The following is a 17,445-nucleotide window of genomic DNA, read 5'->3' as shown; positions in this document are numbered from 1 at the left end:
GAACCCTTTGTTAACCGTGATCTGACAAGAGTGACGCTGGTAGAGTTCTGCGTGGCGTTCGGGTTCCTGTGTTGATGGCGGTCATTCAATCGGCGGAGAGGTTGCTGCCATCGGGTCTGCGCGGCAAGGCCGAGCCCCTGGTGCGGGCACTTGCGACCATCCTGGCCAGCGACGACCCCCGCAACCTTGCCCAGCGCATGGCGCTGATCGCCTTTGCGATCCGCGTCGCCAGTGCGGCCATCGCCTTCATCTCGCAGATCATCCTTGCCCGCGTGATGGGCGAGTTCGAATACGGCATCTTCGTCTTCGTCTGGGCGCTCGTCGTCATCTTCGGCGATATGTCCTGTCTCGGTTTCCACACCACGGTCGTGCGCTTCCTGCCCGACTATGTCGGCCGCAGCGCCTATGCGGAAATCCGCGGCCTCACCGCGACGGCGCGCGTCTTCGCCATCCTGTCCTCGACGGCGCTCGCGACAGCAGGCCTTCTTGCGCTCTGGTTCTTCCACGACCGGGTTGCGGACTACTATGTCGTGCCGCTGTTCATCGGTCTTTTCTGCATGCCGATGATCGCGCTCGGCGATGTGCTGGAAAGCACCGCCCGTGCCCACAGCTGGGCGGTGGTGGCGCTCAGTCCCACTTATATCATCCGGCCGCTGCTGATCCTCGTCTTCATGGTTCTGGCCGTGTGGCTGGGGGAGCCGCATACGGCACTGACGGCGATGGTCGCTGCGCTCGCGGCCACCTACCTCACGACCGTCGCCCAGTTCTTCAACATCGTGCGTCGGCTCGGCAAGCGCTATGTCGCGGGGCCGCGCAAGATCGAGTTCTCTCTCTGGATTAAGGCGGCGCTGCCGATCTTCCTGATCGAGGGGTTTGGTTTCCTGCTGACCAATTCGGACGTCATCGTCGTCGGCCTCTTCCTCGATCCGGAAAGCGTCGCCGTTTATTTCGCTGCGGCCAAGACGATGGCGCTGGTGCATTTCGTGTTCTTTTCGGTGAAGGCCGCCGCCGCGCCGCGGTTTTCCGCCATGTTCGCTGCCGGCGACCGCGTGGCGCTTGCGCGTTTTGCCGGCGAAACGGTGCGCTGGAGTTTCTGGCCGTCGCTTGCCGTGGGGCTCGGCGTTCTGGCGCTCGGCCATCTCCTGCTGTCCCTGTTCGGTCCGGCATTCACGGCCGGTTGGAGCCTGATGTTCATTCTTTTTATCGGCATTCTTGCCAAGGCGCTCGTCGGCCCGGGCGAGGTGCTGTTGACCATGTGTGGCGAGCAGAAGCTCTGCGTGGCCGTCTATGCCGTCGCGCTGGCCGCCAACATCGCCTTCAACGTCACGCTCATTCCGCTCTTCGGCCTCGTCGGAGCGGCCTTTGCCACCGCCGGGGCCATGGTCGTCGAAGCCGTGCTGCTGCATCTCGCCGTGCGCGGAAAACTCAACATCATTCTCTTCGCCTTTGCCGACCCGGTAACGGTGAAACTGACCAATGGGACGGATCACGATGACCGATAGTCACGGCTTCGACCACACGATTGCTGCGGGACGGGCCCAGGCGGCGCTTCCGCCCGCTGCGCCGCTAGCACAGCCGCCGGCGGACCAGCGTTTCGTCGTCGGCCGACCCGGCCGCTCGCTCGCCCTCTATCCGGCGACGGCCGGCTATGAACTGCAGCAGGAGCTCGACTTCCTGTCCAATCGCGTGATGGAGCCGAACGTCTTCTTCACCGGTCGGTTCCTCGCGCCGGCCATGCCGCGGCTCGAAGATCGCACCGTTCGCCTTTCCGTCATCCGCGACGAGGCGGGAGGGCGAAGCCGCATGCGTTTCCTCATGCCGTTCTCGATCGAAAAGCCCGGCTTCTCCATCGGCTCCAGCATCCTGCGCGCCTGGTCGAACCCCTTCGGCCCGCTCGGCACGCCGCTGGTCGATGCCGAGGATGCGGCCGAGACCCTCGACAATTTCCTGGAGGCACTCGGCGGACCGGGCACGGGCCTTCCGGCCATCCTCGTCCTGCCGGACCTGCGCCTCAATGGCGCCTTCGCACAGCTGATGCGCGCCGTCGCGATCGGCCGGAACCTGCCGGTGACCGTCACGGATACCTATCGCCGCCCGATGCTGGACAGCCTGTTCGATGGTCAGACCTATCTGCAGAAGGCGATCACGCCGGAACATTTCCGCGAGTTGCGCCGGCAGTGGCGTAAACTCGATGCCATGGGCGATCTCAGCTACAACGTTGCCCGCCAACCCGCCGACATACGTTTGCGCATGGAGGAGTTCCTGCTGCTCGAGGCTGCGGGCTGGAAGGGTCGCGGTCGCACGGCGATGATCAACGATCGCTATCGCGCCGCCTTCGCCCGCGAGGCGATCAGCAATCTTGCCGAGACCGACGGCGTGCGCATCCATACGCTCGACCTCGATGGCCGCGCCATCGCCTCCCTGGTCGTCTTCATGATGGGCGGCGAAGCCTATACGTGGAAGACGGCCTATGACGAGGCGTTCGCAAAATATTCGCCAGGCAAGCTGCTGGTCGCCGAGCTCACCGAATGGCATCTCGACGACGCCAATATCGCCCGTTCGGATTCCTGTGCTGTGCCGGATCACCCGGTCATGAGCCGGTTCTGGGAGGAGCGCGAGGACATGGGCACGCTTGTCGTGGGCCTTCAGCAGAACCGCGACCGCGATGTGCGCCAGGTGGCGGCTCAGCTCCACCTCTACCGCAACACCCGCAACGTGGCGCGCCTGCTGCGCGACAAGATCCGGTCGCTCGCCCGCCGTTAAGGCGAAACCTCAGGCGGCGAAGGGTGTTTCCTCGGCCGCGCGCTTGCGCAGGAGATGGCGGATGACCTTGCCGGATGTCGTGAGTGGCAGGGTGTCGACGAAGTCCACCTCGCGAGGATATTCGTGCATGGACAGTCGCGATTTCACCCATTCGCGGATTTCCACCGCCAGCGCGGGCGAGGGCGTGTAGCCGGGACGCAGCATCACATAGGCCTTGACGATTTCCGTGCGCACCGGATCGGGCTTGCCGACGGCGGCGGCGAGCTGCACGGCGGGGTGGCCGGCCAGGCAGTCCTCGATCTCGCTCGGCCCGATACGATAGCCCGAGGAGGTAATGACGTCGTCGTCGCGGCCGAAGAAAGTGACATAACCTTCGTCGTCCATGCGCCCGAGATCACCCGTCATCATCCAGTCGCCGATGAATTTTTCGGCCGTCGCCTTCTCGTTCTTCCAATAGCCCAGGAACATGACGGGGTCGGGCCGCCTTACGGCGACCTGGCCTACGGTGCCGCGCGGCACTTCCTTGCCGTCCGTATCGATGATTGCGACGACATGGCCGGGGACGGCCTTGCCGATCGGCCCCGGGCGGGAGACGCCGAGCTTGCCGATCGAGCCGAGCACGATGTTGCACTCGGTTTGGCCGTAGAATTCGTTGATGGTGATGCCCAGCGTGTCGCGCACCCATTCCCAGGTTTCGCGGCCGAGCGATTCACCCGCCGACCCGATCGTACGCAGGTTCAGCCGGTATTTTTCGCGTGGATTGGCGACCGTTTTCATCAGCCTCAGCGCCGTCGGCGGAATGAAGGCATTGCGCACATCCATGTCCTGCATGATGCGATAGGCCATGGCGGGATCGAATTTCTGGCCCGGCGAGGAGACGACGGGCACGCCGAGCAGCAGCGCCGGCAAGAGCACGTTGAGAAGACCGCCCGCCCAGGCCCAGTCCGACGGCGTCCAGATGCGGTCGCCCGGCTGCGGCAGGAATTCATGGTGCATCTGGAAGCCCGGCACATGGCCGAGCAGCACGCGGTGGCCATGCAGCGCGCCCTTCGGCGGGCCGGTCGTCCCCGACGTGTAGATCATCATGGCCGGATCGTCCGGGCCGCTATCGACGGCGGCATAGGGGCCGACATGTTTTTCGACGAGATCCTGGAAGGATTTTGCCGACGGATCATTCACGCGTTCCGTCGTCACCAAGAGATCGAGGGTCGGCAATTCCTGGCGGATCGGCCCGAGCCGGTCGGCGCCGAACCGGTTCGTCACGATCGCCTTGGCTTCGGCGTTCTTCAGCCGGAACAGCAGCGCATCGGCACCGAAAAGCAGCGCCAGCGGTAATGCGATGGCGCCGAGCTTGTAGGTCGCGACATGGGCAATGACGGTTTCGAAACCCTGCGGCAAAAGGATCGCAACACGGTCACCCCTTTGAACACCTTCCGCCGCAAGCGCTGCCGCAAAGGCATCGGAACGGGCGGCAAGTTCGCCATAGGTCATCGCGAGAGCCGGAGCGTCCGGAAGGAAGTGCTGCAGACAGACGCGACCCGGCTCACGGGTCGCCCAGCTGTTCGAGACGGCGGTACCGATGTTGAACCGGTCGGGGATTTGCCAATGGAAATCCCCGTACAGCGCGTCATAGGTCGATCTCTGCAAGAGCATCCGCACCACTCCAGTTTGCTGCACTGCAACTAGCATTCCGGAGGGGGCGCCGGCAATGGCGGCTTTTTGGGGGCTCAGGGCCAGGCGAGGCGGTTGTCCACTTGCTCGACGTCTTTGATCGATGAAGCCAGGGCGACGGCGCGTTCGGCCTCATCGGCGGACCCGACGCTGCCGGAGAGGATGATCCGTCGCCCCTTGCAGGTCACGGTGACGTCGGAGGCATCCACGTCGCCGGCGACCGACAGTGCATCCGCTACCTGTGTTTCAAGCCAGGCGGGATGCGGTGGTTCGATATGTTCGGGCTGTTTGCCCTTGAAGGTCGCTTCCTTGAAAACCATGACGCGCTCCTTTGGCCGGTTAACGGAAGGAAACGCGGAATGAACGGTTTTGTTCGTCGCGCTTTAAGGGATGGTTAGGAGTGTTCCGAAGTCGGACAGATCCGCCCCGGAATGGTCGTTGCCGCCAGGCGCAAAGAGCGGTTACACCTCGGTCATCGCAACCGAGGATAGCATATGAGCACCATCAATATTAGCGGATTCACTTCGAATTCGGGCGCCAATTTCAAAGAGTTCATTTCCGAAAAGCTTGATTCAATTCTGGATTTCGACAAGGAAAAGTTCACATCGACCTACATTAAGCTCTGGGATGTCGGCGAGGACACGTCGATGACCTTCCGCGGGACGGGCCTCGCCTACAAATTTCAAGGCAAGGAAGTCGTCGGCATCACCTCGGGCATGCTGACGTCCTTCAATGTGATCGCCGAGGGCGCGAAGGTGCTGGATATCACCGGCCTTTCTCTTACCGGCCGCGTCCTGACCAAGGCCATCGACAGCGGCAGCACGAGCAAGTTCCTCAACGCCCTTCTCGCGGGCGACGACGTCATCAAGGCGACTAAGTATGCCGACGTCTTCTGGGGCGGTGACGGCAAGGACCGGCTCTATGGTGGCAACGGCAATGACAACATCTCCGGCGGCAACGGAAACGACCGGCTCTACGGCCAGAATGGCAACGACACCCTGAAGGGCGATGCCGGCAACGATCGTCTGGAAGGCGGTGCGGGGGCAGACAAGCTCTATGGCGGTGCGGGCGCGGACACTTTCGTCTTCCGTTCCAAGACGGATTCGACGACGAGCGCGCCTGACAAGATCTACGATTTCAGCCGGGCGGAGAAAGACAAGATCGACCTCAGCGCTTTCGATGCCAACACGCTGAAGGCGGGCGATCAGGACTTCGCCTTCATCGGTACGCAGAAATTCCACAAGATCGCAGGCGAGCTGCGCTACCAGAAATCGGGTGGCGACACGCTGGTCTACGGGGATATCGACGGGAACGGCAAGGCGGACTTCAAAATCGTTCTCGACACTCTGGTGGATCTTCAGAAGGGCGACTTCATCCTCTGAAGAGAGTGCCGGCATCCCGCTTCTCCAAGCGGGGTGCCCCCGATTGGTTGAGACCCAAGAGCGTGCACATCGCTCTCGGGTCCCCCTCACAACCGCATCCGGGGGTGTCTGCAGTTGCCCACGAGAAATGCGGCTCCGCAAAATTTGTTCCCGCTAAAAAACGAATTTTTGTAAGACCGGGCGATCTGACAATACCCGGATAGGCCATGAGCGCTTTCGCACAGCGAAAAAGCCTCGCCCAAGCCCTCGATAGGGTGGTTTTCTGCTGCGCCCTGACCCAAGTAGTCTATAGACTTCGCGGTTAGGACAGCAGAAACCATGTCTTTAGGGTTGGGCGTTGTGCACGAGGATTTTGTCGATCGCATCTATGAAGCGTCCGTCGTTCCGGAATTGTGGTCCGATGTACTGCGCCTTTTTGCCGAAGTCGCCGAATGCAAGGAAAGTGTGCTGGTCGCAACGAACGGCGACAGTTATCGTTGGATCGGGTCATCACCGATCGCAGAAAAACTTGCCTCGGATCACTATTCCTACGAGGGCGGAGCCGAGCGTTCCAGGCGCCTCATGAAGTTGAACCGTCCCGGGTTTGTTTCCGACTTCGACGTTTTCTCGGATGAAGAGATGGCCGACATCCCGCTGTTCCGGGACTTGCTCTCGCCAGGAGGATTCGGCAGAGGTATTGCGACGGCGATCTGCGTCCCCAACGGGGAAACGATCATTCTCCATGCCGAAGGCGATCTGAAACGCGGGAAGTTCAGTCGCAGCCTTATCGACCAGCTTGATGGAATGCGTCCGCACTTTGCGCGGTCGGCGATGGTTTCCTCTCGGCTTGCCTTCGAGCGCGCCAGTACCGCCGTGGAAACCTTGACCGGGCTGGGACTGGCGGCCTGCGCGGTTGGACCAAACGGCAAGGTATTGGTTGCAAACGCCCAGTTCGATCGTGCCATGGGCCAGATGTCGACCCGTGCGGGGGACCGGATCGTACTTGTGGACAGCCGCGCCGACAAGCAGCTCTCCTCGGCCTTGCGTGCCATGACGTCGAACAAGGCCGTGCTCTCCATCGCCTTGGCCCGGACCGAGAGCACGCAGCCGGCAATATTGCATATGGTTCCTGTCCGACGGTCTGCACAGGATCTGTTCTCGCGCGCTTCGGCTATTCTGGTATTGACCACCGCATCGAATTCCGTGAACGAAGAGCCCGTCCTGTTTCAGGCTCTTTTCGATCTGACACCCGCAGAGGCTTCCATTGCCGCGCGTGTGGCAGCCGGCCATACATTGCAGAGGATCGCGCTGTCCGATGCCAAGAGCGTCGAAACCGTGCGGAAGCAGCTGAAGAGCGTCCTGGCCAAGACGGGATGCCGCCGGCAGGCCGACCTTTCGCGATTGCTGACCAGCCTTGTACCTCCCCATGCACGATAGCGGGCAAAGGCTGAACCTAGAAAGTGGCCTGTAATGATCGTCGTGGCGATTTGTTCCTCGAGTGGATCGTGAGGCAGCGTGAGCCGAGCCCTACAGGATGAAATCGCCCTTGACGAGATCGATGGTCTTGTCAAGGCGAAGCGCGAAGTCGGCCTTGCCGTCGCCATCCACGTCGCCGTAGACGAAGGTGCCGCCGCTCTTGTGGAAGTAGCGCAGCTCGCCGGCCTTCTCGGAAAACGCCTTCTCGCCGATGAAGGTGAAGGCATCGTTCTTGCTCGTGGCATCGCGGGCATCGATACCGGACAGGTGGATCCGGTCGCCCTGCTTCTGCGAGAAGTCATAGATCATGTCGCGGGAGCTCGCCGTGCTGTCCTTGGTGCTGGTGAAGACGAACAAATCCGCGCCCGCGCCACCGTAGAGCTTGTCGGCACCGGTCCCGCCGTAGAGCTTGTCGTCGCCAGCTCCTCCCTTCAAAACGTTGGTGTCCGCATCACCTTCAAGCCGATCCGAGAACCGCGAGCCGGTCAGATTTTCGATCGAGTTGTAGCTGTCGCCCTTCGCTTCTCCGGTATTGGTTGACGGTCGATCCAGGCTGGCCTTAACGGCTCGCGTTGCCTGTTCGTATGAAGCGGTATCACTGCCATTTCCGCCAATGAGCTTGTCTGCGCCGGTGCCGCCGAGCAGCTTATCATTGCCGTCACCGCCCTTCAGGATGTCATTGCCCGACCCACCCTTCAGCGTATCGGCGCCACCCTTGCCGTCCAGCGTGTCATTCCCGAGTCCGCCATTCAGCTTGTCTGCCTTGGATGTACCGACGAGTACTTCCCCTTTGACATCCGTGATCTTCACCTTAATCGTTTGGGTGTCGGTGAGTTTGCCATCAGTCGCTCGCACCGTCACTTCGTAGATGTTGTCTCTGTTCTTGTCCGCCGTAACTTCGAAGTCCGGGGCCTTAATGAATGACAGAGCCCCCGTCTTTGCGTCGATCTTGAAGAGGGCTTTATCCGCACCGCCGGAAATGGCGTATGTGACAGCCTTGCCATCTGGATCTGCCGCCTTGATTGTCATCACCGTCGTCTTGTTTTCTGCCACCTTCACCGTGGCTGACGAGGCCCCCTTGTTCGAGGAAATGACTGGCGCATCGTCTATTCCGGAGACGGTGACCGTGACGTTAGCTTTTGCTGTGCCGCCATACTCATCAGACACCACATATGCGATGACAACCTTGCGTGTCTCAGCTTCGGCTATGCCTTGGTTTTTCTTCGTTTTAGGATTGAAAACGATGTTTCCATTTTTGTCGATGGAAGCGGTGCCGAACCCGGAAATGACATTTGCCGAAGACACCCTCAGCTTATCACCATCGAGATCGTGGGCGAAGGGAAGAACATTTATCGAAACCGTTCGATTCTCCTCAGTGGTCGCCGTACGATCCGATGAGGTAGGCTTTTCGTTCATTCTGTATTGTGTTTGGTACTTGCTGTCAGACGTATCCCACAGCACCAGCCAACTTCCGTCCGGGACCGCGATTACCTGCCTGACTATTTCCCCATAGTGGCCATTCTCGTTCCGACCATTGCTTCCTCCAATCATGACCTCGGTGCCGTTTCGGCTACCGTCGGAATTATATGCCTGCTGGAAGTAGGTGGACTCTGTGTACCCTTTAGCATTTGTGGTGAACGTGCCCCACGTCACCACCCATCCGCCATCGGCAAGACCCGTCACAGCGGAAAGCTCTTGGTCGTACTCCACCGCCTTATTTACTCGGACTTCCCCGCCCTGGCGGGTGCCCTCGGCGTTGTAGGCTTGCTGGAAAACGTCTTTGCCGGGATGAGCTTGATCCCCGGATTCCCAAACAACCACCCAGCCGCCGTCTGCCAGTGCGGTGATTTCATGGTTGGTTTGATTGCCCTCGGTGAACGAGTTCACCCGCACGTCGCCCCCGTGAGCCGTACCGTCAGAATTAAACTTCCGCTGGAAAATCCCATAGCTTTGGAAGCCGGTTTGAGGGCGGTCCGAGTTGGACATCCATGTCACAAGCCAGCCTCCGTCCGCGAGGGCGACGATTTCCTGTCCGCCCAAGCTGGTGTCGGGGGCGACATTCACGCGGATCTTGTCCCCAAGCTCGGTCCCGTTGGCTTTGAAAGCCTGCTGAAAGGTATTGTCGTCCTCAGACCAGGTGGTAACCCATTTCCCACCCTTCACCGCCTGGACCACGGGTTCGATCTCACTGTCATACAGTTTTATGGCGTTACTTCGGGCGCTTCCATCCGCATTGTACGCCCTTTGGAAGGTTGCCTCCCAATTAGACCATGTAACGACCCATCCTCCATCGGAGAGTGCGACGTTGCGTGTCCCGACGTAGAAGCTGCCCGAAGTGGCGTCGCTGGTGACTTGAGAAGGCCCACCCTGTGGTTCGCCATTCGCATCAAATACTTGCTGCGTCACGATATTGCGTTTTTCGAAACCGGTGAAATAGGTCACCACCCACCCCCCTTTTGCAAGGGAAGTTACGAAAGGGTCATTGCCATTACCATTTCGCGTGTCGAGGGTAATCCGCGTCTCGGCCTCGCGCACTGTGCCATCCGAGTTGAAGACTTGCTGGTAAACACCGTGGCCCCATATGGTATCCTCGGTAGAAGCCCACACTGTAACCCACCCGCCATCCGATAGCACAGCGGTTTGATGGTTACCTGTGCCGCCCAAGAATACTGGTTTCTTGCTTCCGATCGCCGGCATCGTCATCTCCCGAAATATGGATCTTGGCATGCCTAAAACAGCTAACTCCGAATTGCAAGCGATTGAAATTTCGCGTCATGGCGGTGAATTTAGGTATTGATTAAGTATCAGTTGGAGAAGCGACACCGACGCCTTGGTGTCCATATTCTCGGGCCAGTATGCGCAAGGGAAAACGGTGATTCTGGAGTATAGTCGGCCATTAAAAACGGGGTGTTCGACATGGGCAGCAGCAACGCGCCTGACCAACAACGGTGCCACCGAACACCAGATCATGTCGGTAACCGGCAATTCAACTTCGAAGGACATCACGCGATACACGAAGGCCGCAAAACAAAAACGACTCGCGAAGAGCGTAATGGCGTTCATGCATCGGCCGGAAAGCGATGGAGCCGGGCCGAACGAAACCGAGAACAAAAGTCTCCAGGAATAATTGCGCTTCGAGTCTTTTGGACTTCAAGCGCGAAAAAATGAAGGAAAAACAACGCGAATTTCGTGTTGGTGCCCCATGCCGGAATCGAACCAGCACTCCTTTCGGAACTCGATTTTGAGTCGAGCGCGTCTACCAGTTCCGCCAATGGGGCACGGCACCGAAGCAATCGCCGTTTACACGATGCGTTGGCGGGCGGCAACCGGCAAATCGAGCCGAGAGCGATGATCACTTATCCGTGCGGTGATTTACAAAGGTGCGACACCTGATAGAACTCGGCGCCGTTTCGCCGGCATCTCCGCCGGCCCGATTGGACGATGCTCATGACGGCTTCCCTCGATCTTTCCCGCAAGGCCTCCGCCGGGCTGCTTTCGCTTGGCATGGCGGCCACCGTTGGCGGTGCGCTCGCCTTCGAGCATATCGGCGGCTACATTCCCTGTGCGCTTTGCCTGCTGCAGCGCGACCCCTACTATTACGGCATTCCGGTCGCGGTCGCGGCGCTGCTGTCCGCTCTGTTTAACGGCCCGGCCTGGCTGACGCGGCTGCTGCTCGCCATTGCCGGCATCATGATGCTCGTGGGTGCGGGCATGGGCGTCTATCATGCGGGCGTCGAATGGGGCTTCTGGGAAGGACCGGCGACCTGTGCGACCTCCGCACAGGGTGTGACGCAGAATGCCGGCGACCTCCTGTCCGACATCAACACCAAGCACGGCCCGTCCTGCACGGAAGCATCGTTCCGGCTGCTTGGCCTGTCCTTTGCCGGATGGAATGTGATCGCAAGCCTCATCCTCGCCGCGATCGCCTTCAAGGGCGCGCGGTCGGCGAAAGCGTGATGGCCACAACCTGTTTCGAACACATGCCGTCGCCGCAAAACCGTCCCCCGGTTTTGCGCGGACTGTGTCAGGGTTGCAGTTCGACGTCCCAGTAGAGATAGTCCATCCAGCTTTCATGCAGATAGTTGGGTGGAAACAGTCGCCCGTTGTTGTGCAGATCCTGAACCGTCGGCTGGTAGGGCTTCTGATGCGGGTGCATGCCCGCCTGCTTCGGCAGCTTGCTGCCTTTTCTCAAATTGCACGGGGAGCAGGCCGCGACCACGTTCTGCCAGGTCGTCTCGCCGCCATGGGCGCGCGGGATGACATGGTCGAAGGTCAGGTCGTCGGGTGTCCCGCAGTACTGGCATTCGAACTTGTCGCGCAGGAACACGTTGAACCGGGTGAAGGCCGGATGGCGCGAGGGCTGCACGTAGGTTTTCAGGCACACGACGCTCGGCAGGCGCATCGTGAAACTCGGCGAAGACACCGAATGGTCGTATTCGGCGATGATGTTTACGCGGTCAAGAAATACGGCCTTGATCGCGTCCTGCCAGGACCAAAGCGACAAGGGATAATAACTCAGCGGCCTGTAGTCAGCATTCAGTACAAGGGCTGGCAGGGCCTGTGGTGAAACAGAAATCGTCAAGGGCTTCTCCTGATCGATTCGGCATCTGCCCTTCTATATTAGGCCCGTTGTTACAGCATTGTGAAGCCGGAATGGAAAAGCGGAAACAAGGGATTTTCGCGGGTTCATCCTTCCAGCACCGGTGCGACCTCGCGGCGCATTTCCCGGGCGTAATAGGCCCAGAAAAGCCGCGCCGAAACGCCGCGCCAGGGCGACCAGCGTTCCGCAATCGTGTCCAGTTCCCGAGGGCTTGGACGGACGGCGAGACTGAGCGCATGCGCAACGGCATTCTGCAGGGCGATATCGCCGGAGGGGAAGATGTCGGGATGGCCGCCGCAGAACAGCAGGTAAACGTCGGCCGTCCAGCGGCCGATACCCTTGATGGCCGTCAGGTTTCGCGTCGCGGCCGATGCATCGAGCCGGCAGATGGCGTCCAGGTCGAGTTCGCCGCGATCGACGCTCTCGGCCGCGCGACGCAGCGTATCGGCTTTTGCGCGCGACAGGCCGATTGTCCGGCAGGCCTCGTCGGAGAGCGCGAGGATGTGGTGGGGCGTGATGTCGCCGGCCGTCTCTTCCAGCCGTTGCCAGATGGCATTGGCGCTCGCCCGTGAAACCATCTGGGCCACGATGATGCCGGCCAGGCCGCGATAGCCGGGCGGGAGGCGGCGCAGCGGCACGGGGCCGGCCTTGTCGATCACGGTGAAAAGGCGCACGTCGAGAAGAGCGAGATCGACAAGACCCGCTGCGACGTCCGCATCCGTTCTGATCATGTGCAGTTGCATCTTTTCAAGCGGCCTCGACCCTCGAGACGACGATCGCCTTTGCGCGTCGTCGGTGACGTGCGGCGCGGTAGTGACGCGACACGTCTCTTCGTGCCAGAAGACCTCATGCAAAGTGCTTTGTCAAAAACGCGTGTCTTCCGCTTCGCGCCGAGCCCGAACGGGTTGCTGCATCTCGGTCATGCGCTCTCCGCCATCCTCAACCATGACCTTGCCGCAGCCTGCGGTGGCCGCTTCCTTCTGCGCATCGAAGACATCGACCCCGCCCGTTCGCGCCCTCAGTTCGAAGAGGCGATCTACCGGGATCTCGCCTGGCTTGGCCTCGGCTGGGAAAAGCCGGTGCGCCGCCAGTCGGAGCATCTCGCCTTCTATGGAGTGGCCCTGGAGCGGCTCAAGTCGATGGGCGTGCTTTATCCGGGTTTCCTGAGCCGCGGCGAGGTGAAGGCGCAGGTGCAGGCCCATGAGGCGGCAGGCGGTGTCTGGCCACGCGATCCTGACGGCGCGCCGCTTTATCCGACGGAGGAGCGCGGCCTCCATCGCGAGCAGGCGCTTGGCTGGATTGTCGAGGGACGCCAGCACGCCTGGCGGCTCGACATGGACAAGGCGCGGGCGCTCTTGCCTGCCGGGCTCGACTGGTCGGAAGCGGGTTCGGGACCGGAAGGGGAGACGGGCACCGTTGTCGCCAGGCCGGAGCGCTGGGGCGATGTCATTCTGTCGCGGCCGGATGCGCCGGCAAGCTATCATCTCGCGGTGGTGCTCGACGATGCCGAGCAGGGCATCACGGATGTCGTGCGCGGCCAGGACCTCTTCCATGCGACCTCGGTGCACCGTCTGCTGCAGAGCCTGCTTGACCTGCCTGCACCGACCTATCGCCATCATGGACTGGTGCCGGGCCCGGATGGGCGAAAGCTTTCGAAGAGCAATCAGGATACCGGCATTGCGGCCTACCGGGAAAAGGGCGCGTCACCGGCCGGCCTTCGCGCCCTGCTCGCGGGCTATGGCTTCATCCTCCATTGAATCGTCGGCAACCGGCGGCGGTTTCTTCACACCCCTGATCTTGTCGAGGATGAGGCGCTTCACGCGGTATTTCATGAGGGCGGCATTGATCTCTGCGCCGAGAATGAAGATCACGCCGATGATGTAGAGAAACACCAGCGCGATCATGATCGAGGCAAGGCCGGCATAGGTCGAGACGTAGTTGGCGAAGGTCGCGAGATAGGAGGCGAATGTATAGGCGCCGACGCCCCACGCAATCAGCGTCAGCAGGATGCCCGGCAGCACATCGGCGATCTTGCGACGGCCGGCCGGCATCCAGAGATGGGCGATCAGAAGGCCGACGAACAGCACCAGGATAGTGCCGAAAAGGCCCCAGCTTTCCACCCAGGAATAGACGTAGGTGAGCCAGGGCAGCCAATCGCCGGTAGCGCGCACCGCAAGCGGCGCTGCGACGAGCACGATGCTGATGACGGCAAGCGCCAGAACGCCGGCAATGACGAAGCCCAGGCTGGCAAGTCGCGTAACATACCAGTAGCGCGTTTCAGCCACCCTGTAGGCGCGGTTGAGCGAAATGCGCAACGCCTCCACACCGTTCGACGCGAAATAGGCGGCGGCGAGCACGGAGACTGTCAGAAGGCCGCCGCGCGGAATGGTGAGCACGGCGACGACCTCGCGGGAAATAGGGGCCGCGATCGATTCCGGCCACGTGTCGAAGATGAGGTGCACGGCCGTTTCAGCGAACTGGTCGGCGCCGAGGAACGAGCCGAGCGCGGTGCCGAAGATCAGGAAGGGGAAGATCGCCAGCAGCGTCGAAAGCGCGACATGGCTTGCCATGGCCCAGCCGTCGTCTTCGGAAAAATGCCAGATCGCATCGAAGACGACCCTGTAGGCAAGGCGGATGGCGGTCGGCATCTGCAAAATCCAGTCCCTTCGCGGTCGTTGCCCGGCCGCTTTCATTGTCTGTTGCAGTTGAATATGGGAAACGAAGGCAAATTTGTACAGGAAATGACCATGTCTTCTCCACGGATTGCAGACCAGCCGAGCATCATCGTCACCGGTTGCTCCTCGGGGATCGGCGCCTATTGCGCCCGCGCGCTGAAGGCCGAGGGCTGGCGCGTCTTCGCGACCGTGCGGCGGGAGGAGGATCTCGCAAGCCTGGAGGCCGACGGAATCGAGGCCTTGCTGATGGACTACACCCGGCCTGAAACGATCGCCGATCTCGTCGAGGCGGTTTTTTCCCGCACGGGCGGAGGGCTCCATGCACTCTTCAACAACGGCGCCTACGGGCAGGCCGGCGCCGTCGAGGACCTGCCGGTCGAGGTGCTGCGGCAGCAGTTCGAGACGAATGTCTTCGGCTGGCACGACCTGACGCGGCGGGTGATCCCCGCCATGCGCCGGCAGGGTCACGGGCGCATCGTGCAGTGCTCGTCCATTCTCGGCATCGTGCCCTATCGCTGGCGCGGCGCCTACAATGCCTCGAAGTTCGCGCTGGAGGGCCTGTCCCTCACCTTGCGCATGGAGCTGGAGGGCTCGGGCGTGCATGTCAGCCTCATCGAACCGGGGCCGATCGCCTCGCGCTTCACCGCCAATGCCTTGCATCACATCGAAAAGAACATCGACCTCGAAAACTCGGTCCATGCGGAAGAATATCGTCGACAGCTTCAGCGTCTGCGCGGCGAATCAAGGCCGGCGCGCGGAAAACTCGGACCGGAGGCGGTGCATGCGGTGTTGCGCCATGCGCTGACGGCGAAGGCACCGCGGGCGCACTATATCGTCACCACGCCGGCAAAGCAGGGCGTGCTGCTCAAAAAGCTGCTGCCGGCGGGGCTTTTCTACCGGATCATCGGCAAGCTTGGCTGACGCGGCGCGGCGTCGCAGGCTTTTTGCAGCAAAAGACGTGCACTTTGCGCGAAATGTCCTATGTGAATAGGGCTGACAGAAATCAAACCGGATCGTTGGCATGTCTTCCTTCCTTACCTTTCTGACCCTGCTCGTCATGGGCCTCGTCGCCATCGTGCTGGTGCGCGGCCTCGTCAACATGGCCAAGGGCGGCAGCGGCAACACGTCCAACAAGCTGATGCAGGCGCGCGTGCTCCTGCAGGCCATCGCCATCATCCTGATCATGCTGACCCTCTGGGTCACCGGCGGCGGGCGCGGCTGATGGTCAAGCTCAACAAGATCTACACCCGTACCGGCGATGACGGCACGACGGGTCTCGTTGCCGGTCCGCGCCGCAAGAAGCACGATCTGCGCGTCGAATCCTACGGTGAGGTCGACGAGGCCAATTCCTGCATCGGCCTCGTGCGCCAGCATCTCGCCGGACATCCCGATCTCGACGGCATGCTCGTGCGCATCCAAAACGACCTTTTCGATCTCGGCGCCGATCTTGCGACGCCCGACACCGGCAAGGCATACGATTACGAACCGCTGCGCATCGTGCAGGCGCAGGTCGACCGGCTTGAGCGTGAAATCGATGTGCTGAACGCCGATCTCGAGCCGCTGCGCTCCTTCGTGTTGCCGGGCGGTACGCCTGCCGCTGCGGCGCTGCATCTGGCGCGCACCGTAGCGCGCCGCGCCGAGCGCCGCATCGTCGCCCTGCAGGAAAATGAGGGCGAGTCGGTGTCCGCCGCCGCGGTCGCCTATATCAACCGGCTCTCCGATTTTCTGTTTGTCGCGGCACGCTGGGTGAACGACAAGGGGCGCACGGACATATTGTGGGTTCCAGGGCAGAACAGATAAGGTCCCTGACGAACGAGGTTGGGGAAGGGGATCCATGTTCATACCGCTGCATGACGCGAACTCCCTGAAATACATCAAGGTGCAGTATGTCACGATCAGCCTGATCGTGATTGATGTCCTGGTATGGCTGGTGACGGGTGTTGTCTCCACCCGGTCGTTTTCCGACGCGGCGGTGGTCGGTCTCGGCTACATCCCGGCCGTCGTCTTCGACTTCGCCGATCTCGAGCCGAGCCTCGTGCTCGTGCCGGAGGACGCGACCTATGTCACCTATGCGTTCCTGCATGGCGATTTCATGCATCTCGCCTCCAACATGTTGTTCCTCTGGGTGTTCGGCGACAATGTCGAGGACGCGCTGGGGCATTTCCGCTTTCTGGTTTTCTATCTCCTGTGTGCCGCTGCCGGTGCGCTGGTGCATGGTCTGGTGCAGCCCGATTCCGAGGCGCCGCTGATTGGCGCTTCGGGTGCGATCTCGGGTGTGGTGGCGGCCTATTTCCTGCTGCATCCCAAGGTGCGGGTCTGGGTTCTGGTGTTCTTCCGTATCCCGCTGCCGCTGCCTGCGGTCATTCCGCTCGCCTTTTGGATCGCCCAGCAGTTTTACATGCTGGTCGTGGATGGCGACAGCGGCGTCTCCTGGGGGGCGCATGTCGGTGGTATCGTAGCGGGGGCCCTCCTCGTCCTCGTGCTGCGGCGGCGCGGCGTGCCGCTCTTCGACCGCACGATTGTCACGCCCAAGGCGGTGCGCCATGTGGAGGCCGTGCCTGCAGCGGTGGAAGACGCCGCTGCCCGCCCTTCTGTTCCACCGACGCACTGGGGGCGATAGTGCAGGATAAATTGACGTGAACGTAAAGGTAATTTATAACGCCCTCGTTTTCCCGCGGGGAGGGTCCGTGATGCATTGTATTTGGGGAAAAAACACGTATCGATGTCGCCAACCGACAATCAGGCCGCCCCTTAAAGGCGCATTTTCCCTCGCGGGCATATGAAGGAAGGAAGCCATGAAGATCTTGGTCCCAGTGAAGCGTGTCGTCGACTACAACGTAAAGATCCGCGTGAAATCGGATGGTTCGGGTGTCGAACTTGCGAATGTGAAGATGTCGAT

The 17,445-nt window shown here is 61.2% G+C and carries 16 protein-coding genes, 1 tRNA gene and 1 pseudogene; 11 read left to right on the top strand and 7 right to left on the bottom strand.

The features are described from left to right. The first annotated feature begins 74 nt into the window (after positions 1 to 74). Both MUU55_RS23205 and MUU55_RS23200 read left to right on the top strand, forming a co-directional pair. Positions 75 to 1,502: a lipopolysaccharide biosynthesis protein gene (locus MUU55_RS23205; RefSeq protein ID WP_244763163.1), complete on the top strand. Its 1,428-nt coding sequence runs from the start codon at positions 75 to 77 to the stop codon at positions 1,500 to 1,502. Continuing rightward, the gene (locus MUU55_RS23200; protein ID WP_244763162.1) at positions 1,492 to 2,763 is read left to right on the top strand and encodes a GNAT family N-acetyltransferase; all 1,272 of its coding nucleotides are present in this window, start codon (positions 1,492 to 1,494) and stop codon (positions 2,761 to 2,763) included. The genes MUU55_RS23205 and MUU55_RS23200 overlap by 11 nt, the downstream gene beginning before the upstream one ends. A gap of 9 nt (positions 2,764 to 2,772) precedes the next feature. Here the strand turns inward: MUU55_RS23200 and MUU55_RS23195 are convergent, their stop codons facing one another. Both MUU55_RS23195 and MUU55_RS23190 read right to left on the bottom strand, forming a co-directional pair. Beyond that, positions 2,773 to 4,416 carry an AMP-binding protein gene (locus tag MUU55_RS23195; RefSeq protein WP_244763161.1) on the bottom strand — a complete coding sequence of 548 codons (1,644 nt, stop codon included), beginning with the start codon at positions 4,414 to 4,416 and terminating at the stop codon, positions 2,773 to 2,775. 74 nt (positions 4,417 to 4,490) lie between these two features. Next, positions 4,491 to 4,754, bottom strand: coding sequence for a BON domain-containing protein (locus tag MUU55_RS23190; protein WP_244763160.1), 264 nt, complete (start codon positions 4,752 to 4,754; stop codon positions 4,491 to 4,493). Between the two features lie 174 nt (positions 4,755 to 4,928). Here MUU55_RS23190 and MUU55_RS29175 point away from each other — a divergent pair, with 174 nt between their 5' ends. Together MUU55_RS29175 and MUU55_RS23180 are read left to right on the top strand one after the other, a co-directional pair. Next, positions 4,929 to 5,816, top strand: a complete 888-nt coding sequence (locus tag MUU55_RS29175; protein WP_280519097.1) for a calcium-binding protein — start codon at positions 4,929 to 4,931, stop codon at positions 5,814 to 5,816. A 318-nt stretch (positions 5,817 to 6,134) separates the two neighbouring features. Beyond that, entirely contained in the window at positions 6,135 to 7,232 is a 1,098-nt protein-coding gene (locus MUU55_RS23180) for a helix-turn-helix transcriptional regulator (protein ID WP_244763159.1), read from the top strand. 90 nt (positions 7,233 to 7,322) lie between these two features. On the opposite strand, the gene MUU55_RS29170 is transcribed toward MUU55_RS23180, so the two are convergent. Continuing rightward, positions 7,323 to 9,968, bottom strand: coding sequence for an Ig-like domain-containing protein (locus tag MUU55_RS29170; protein ID WP_280519096.1), 2,646 nt, complete (start codon positions 9,966 to 9,968; stop codon positions 7,323 to 7,325). Positions 9,969 to 10,464: 496 nt separating this feature from the next. Continuing rightward, a tRNA-Leu gene (locus tag MUU55_RS23160) sits at positions 10,465 to 10,549 on the bottom strand. A 163-nt stretch (positions 10,550 to 10,712) separates the two neighbouring features. Here MUU55_RS23160 and MUU55_RS23155 point away from each other — a divergent pair. Further along, a complete protein-coding gene (locus MUU55_RS23155) occupies positions 10,713 to 11,228 on the top strand; it encodes a disulfide bond formation protein B (RefSeq protein ID WP_425314222.1) in 516 nt (171 codons plus the stop codon). Positions 11,229 to 11,295: 67 nt separating this feature from the next. Here the strand turns inward: MUU55_RS23155 and MUU55_RS23150 are convergent, their stop codons facing one another. Together MUU55_RS23150 and MUU55_RS23145 are read right to left on the bottom strand one after the other, a co-directional pair. Continuing rightward, positions 11,296 to 11,853, bottom strand: coding sequence for an HNH endonuclease (locus MUU55_RS23150; protein ID WP_244763157.1), 558 nt, complete (start codon positions 11,851 to 11,853; stop codon positions 11,296 to 11,298). A gap of 104 nt (positions 11,854 to 11,957) precedes the next feature. Further along, positions 11,958 to 12,608, bottom strand: coding sequence for a DNA-3-methyladenine glycosylase family protein (locus MUU55_RS23145; protein ID WP_244763489.1), 651 nt, complete (start codon positions 12,606 to 12,608; stop codon positions 11,958 to 11,960). 111 nt (positions 12,609 to 12,719) lie between these two features. Between MUU55_RS23145 and gluQRS the strand changes: the two genes are divergently transcribed. After that, positions 12,720 to 13,628, top strand: coding sequence for a tRNA glutamyl-Q(34) synthetase GluQRS (gene gluQRS / locus MUU55_RS23140; protein ID WP_244763156.1), 909 nt, complete (start codon positions 12,720 to 12,722; stop codon positions 13,626 to 13,628). On the opposite strand, the gene MUU55_RS23135 is transcribed toward gluQRS, so the two are convergent. Next, positions 13,575 to 14,519, bottom strand: coding sequence for a YihY/virulence factor BrkB family protein (locus MUU55_RS23135; RefSeq protein ID WP_244763155.1), 945 nt, complete (start codon positions 14,517 to 14,519; stop codon positions 13,575 to 13,577). The two genes, gluQRS and MUU55_RS23135, sit on opposite strands and share 54 nt — an antisense overlap. Before the next feature lie 99 nt (positions 14,520 to 14,618). Here MUU55_RS23135 and MUU55_RS23130 point away from each other — a divergent pair, with 99 nt between their 5' ends. The 5 genes and pseudogenes from MUU55_RS23130 to MUU55_RS23110 all read left to right on the top strand — a co-directional run. Next, a complete protein-coding gene (locus MUU55_RS23130; protein WP_425314221.1) occupies positions 14,619 to 15,467 on the top strand; it encodes an SDR family oxidoreductase in 849 nt (282 codons plus the stop codon). Positions 15,468 to 15,567: 100 nt separating this feature from the next. Next, positions 15,568 to 15,768: a twin transmembrane helix small protein gene (locus MUU55_RS23125; protein ID WP_244763154.1), complete on the top strand. Its 201-nt coding sequence runs from the start codon at positions 15,568 to 15,570 to the stop codon at positions 15,766 to 15,768. Beyond that, positions 15,768 to 16,346 (top strand): cob(I)yrinic acid a,c-diamide adenosyltransferase, encoded by a 579-nt coding sequence (locus MUU55_RS23120; RefSeq protein WP_244763153.1) that lies wholly within the window; start codon positions 15,768 to 15,770, stop codon positions 16,344 to 16,346. The genes MUU55_RS23125 and MUU55_RS23120 overlap by 1 nt, the downstream gene beginning before the upstream one ends. 34 nt (positions 16,347 to 16,380) lie before the next feature. After that, positions 16,381 to 17,166, top strand: a complete 786-nt coding sequence (locus MUU55_RS23115) for a rhomboid family intramembrane serine protease (RefSeq protein ID WP_244763152.1) — start codon at positions 16,381 to 16,383, stop codon at positions 17,164 to 17,166. A gap of 175 nt (positions 17,167 to 17,341) precedes the next feature. After that, a pseudogene (locus tag MUU55_RS23110) lies at positions 17,342 to 17,445 on the top strand (electron transfer flavoprotein subunit beta/FixA family protein); the annotation flags it as partial.

The sequence above is a fragment of the Shinella curvata genome (assembly GCF_022899935.1).
GTDB classification, from domain to species: domain Bacteria; phylum Pseudomonadota; class Alphaproteobacteria; order Rhizobiales; family Rhizobiaceae; genus Shinella; species Shinella curvata.
The sequence above is the reverse complement of the archived record's forward strand: the minus strand, read 5'-3'. Positions and strand labels throughout refer to the sequence as shown.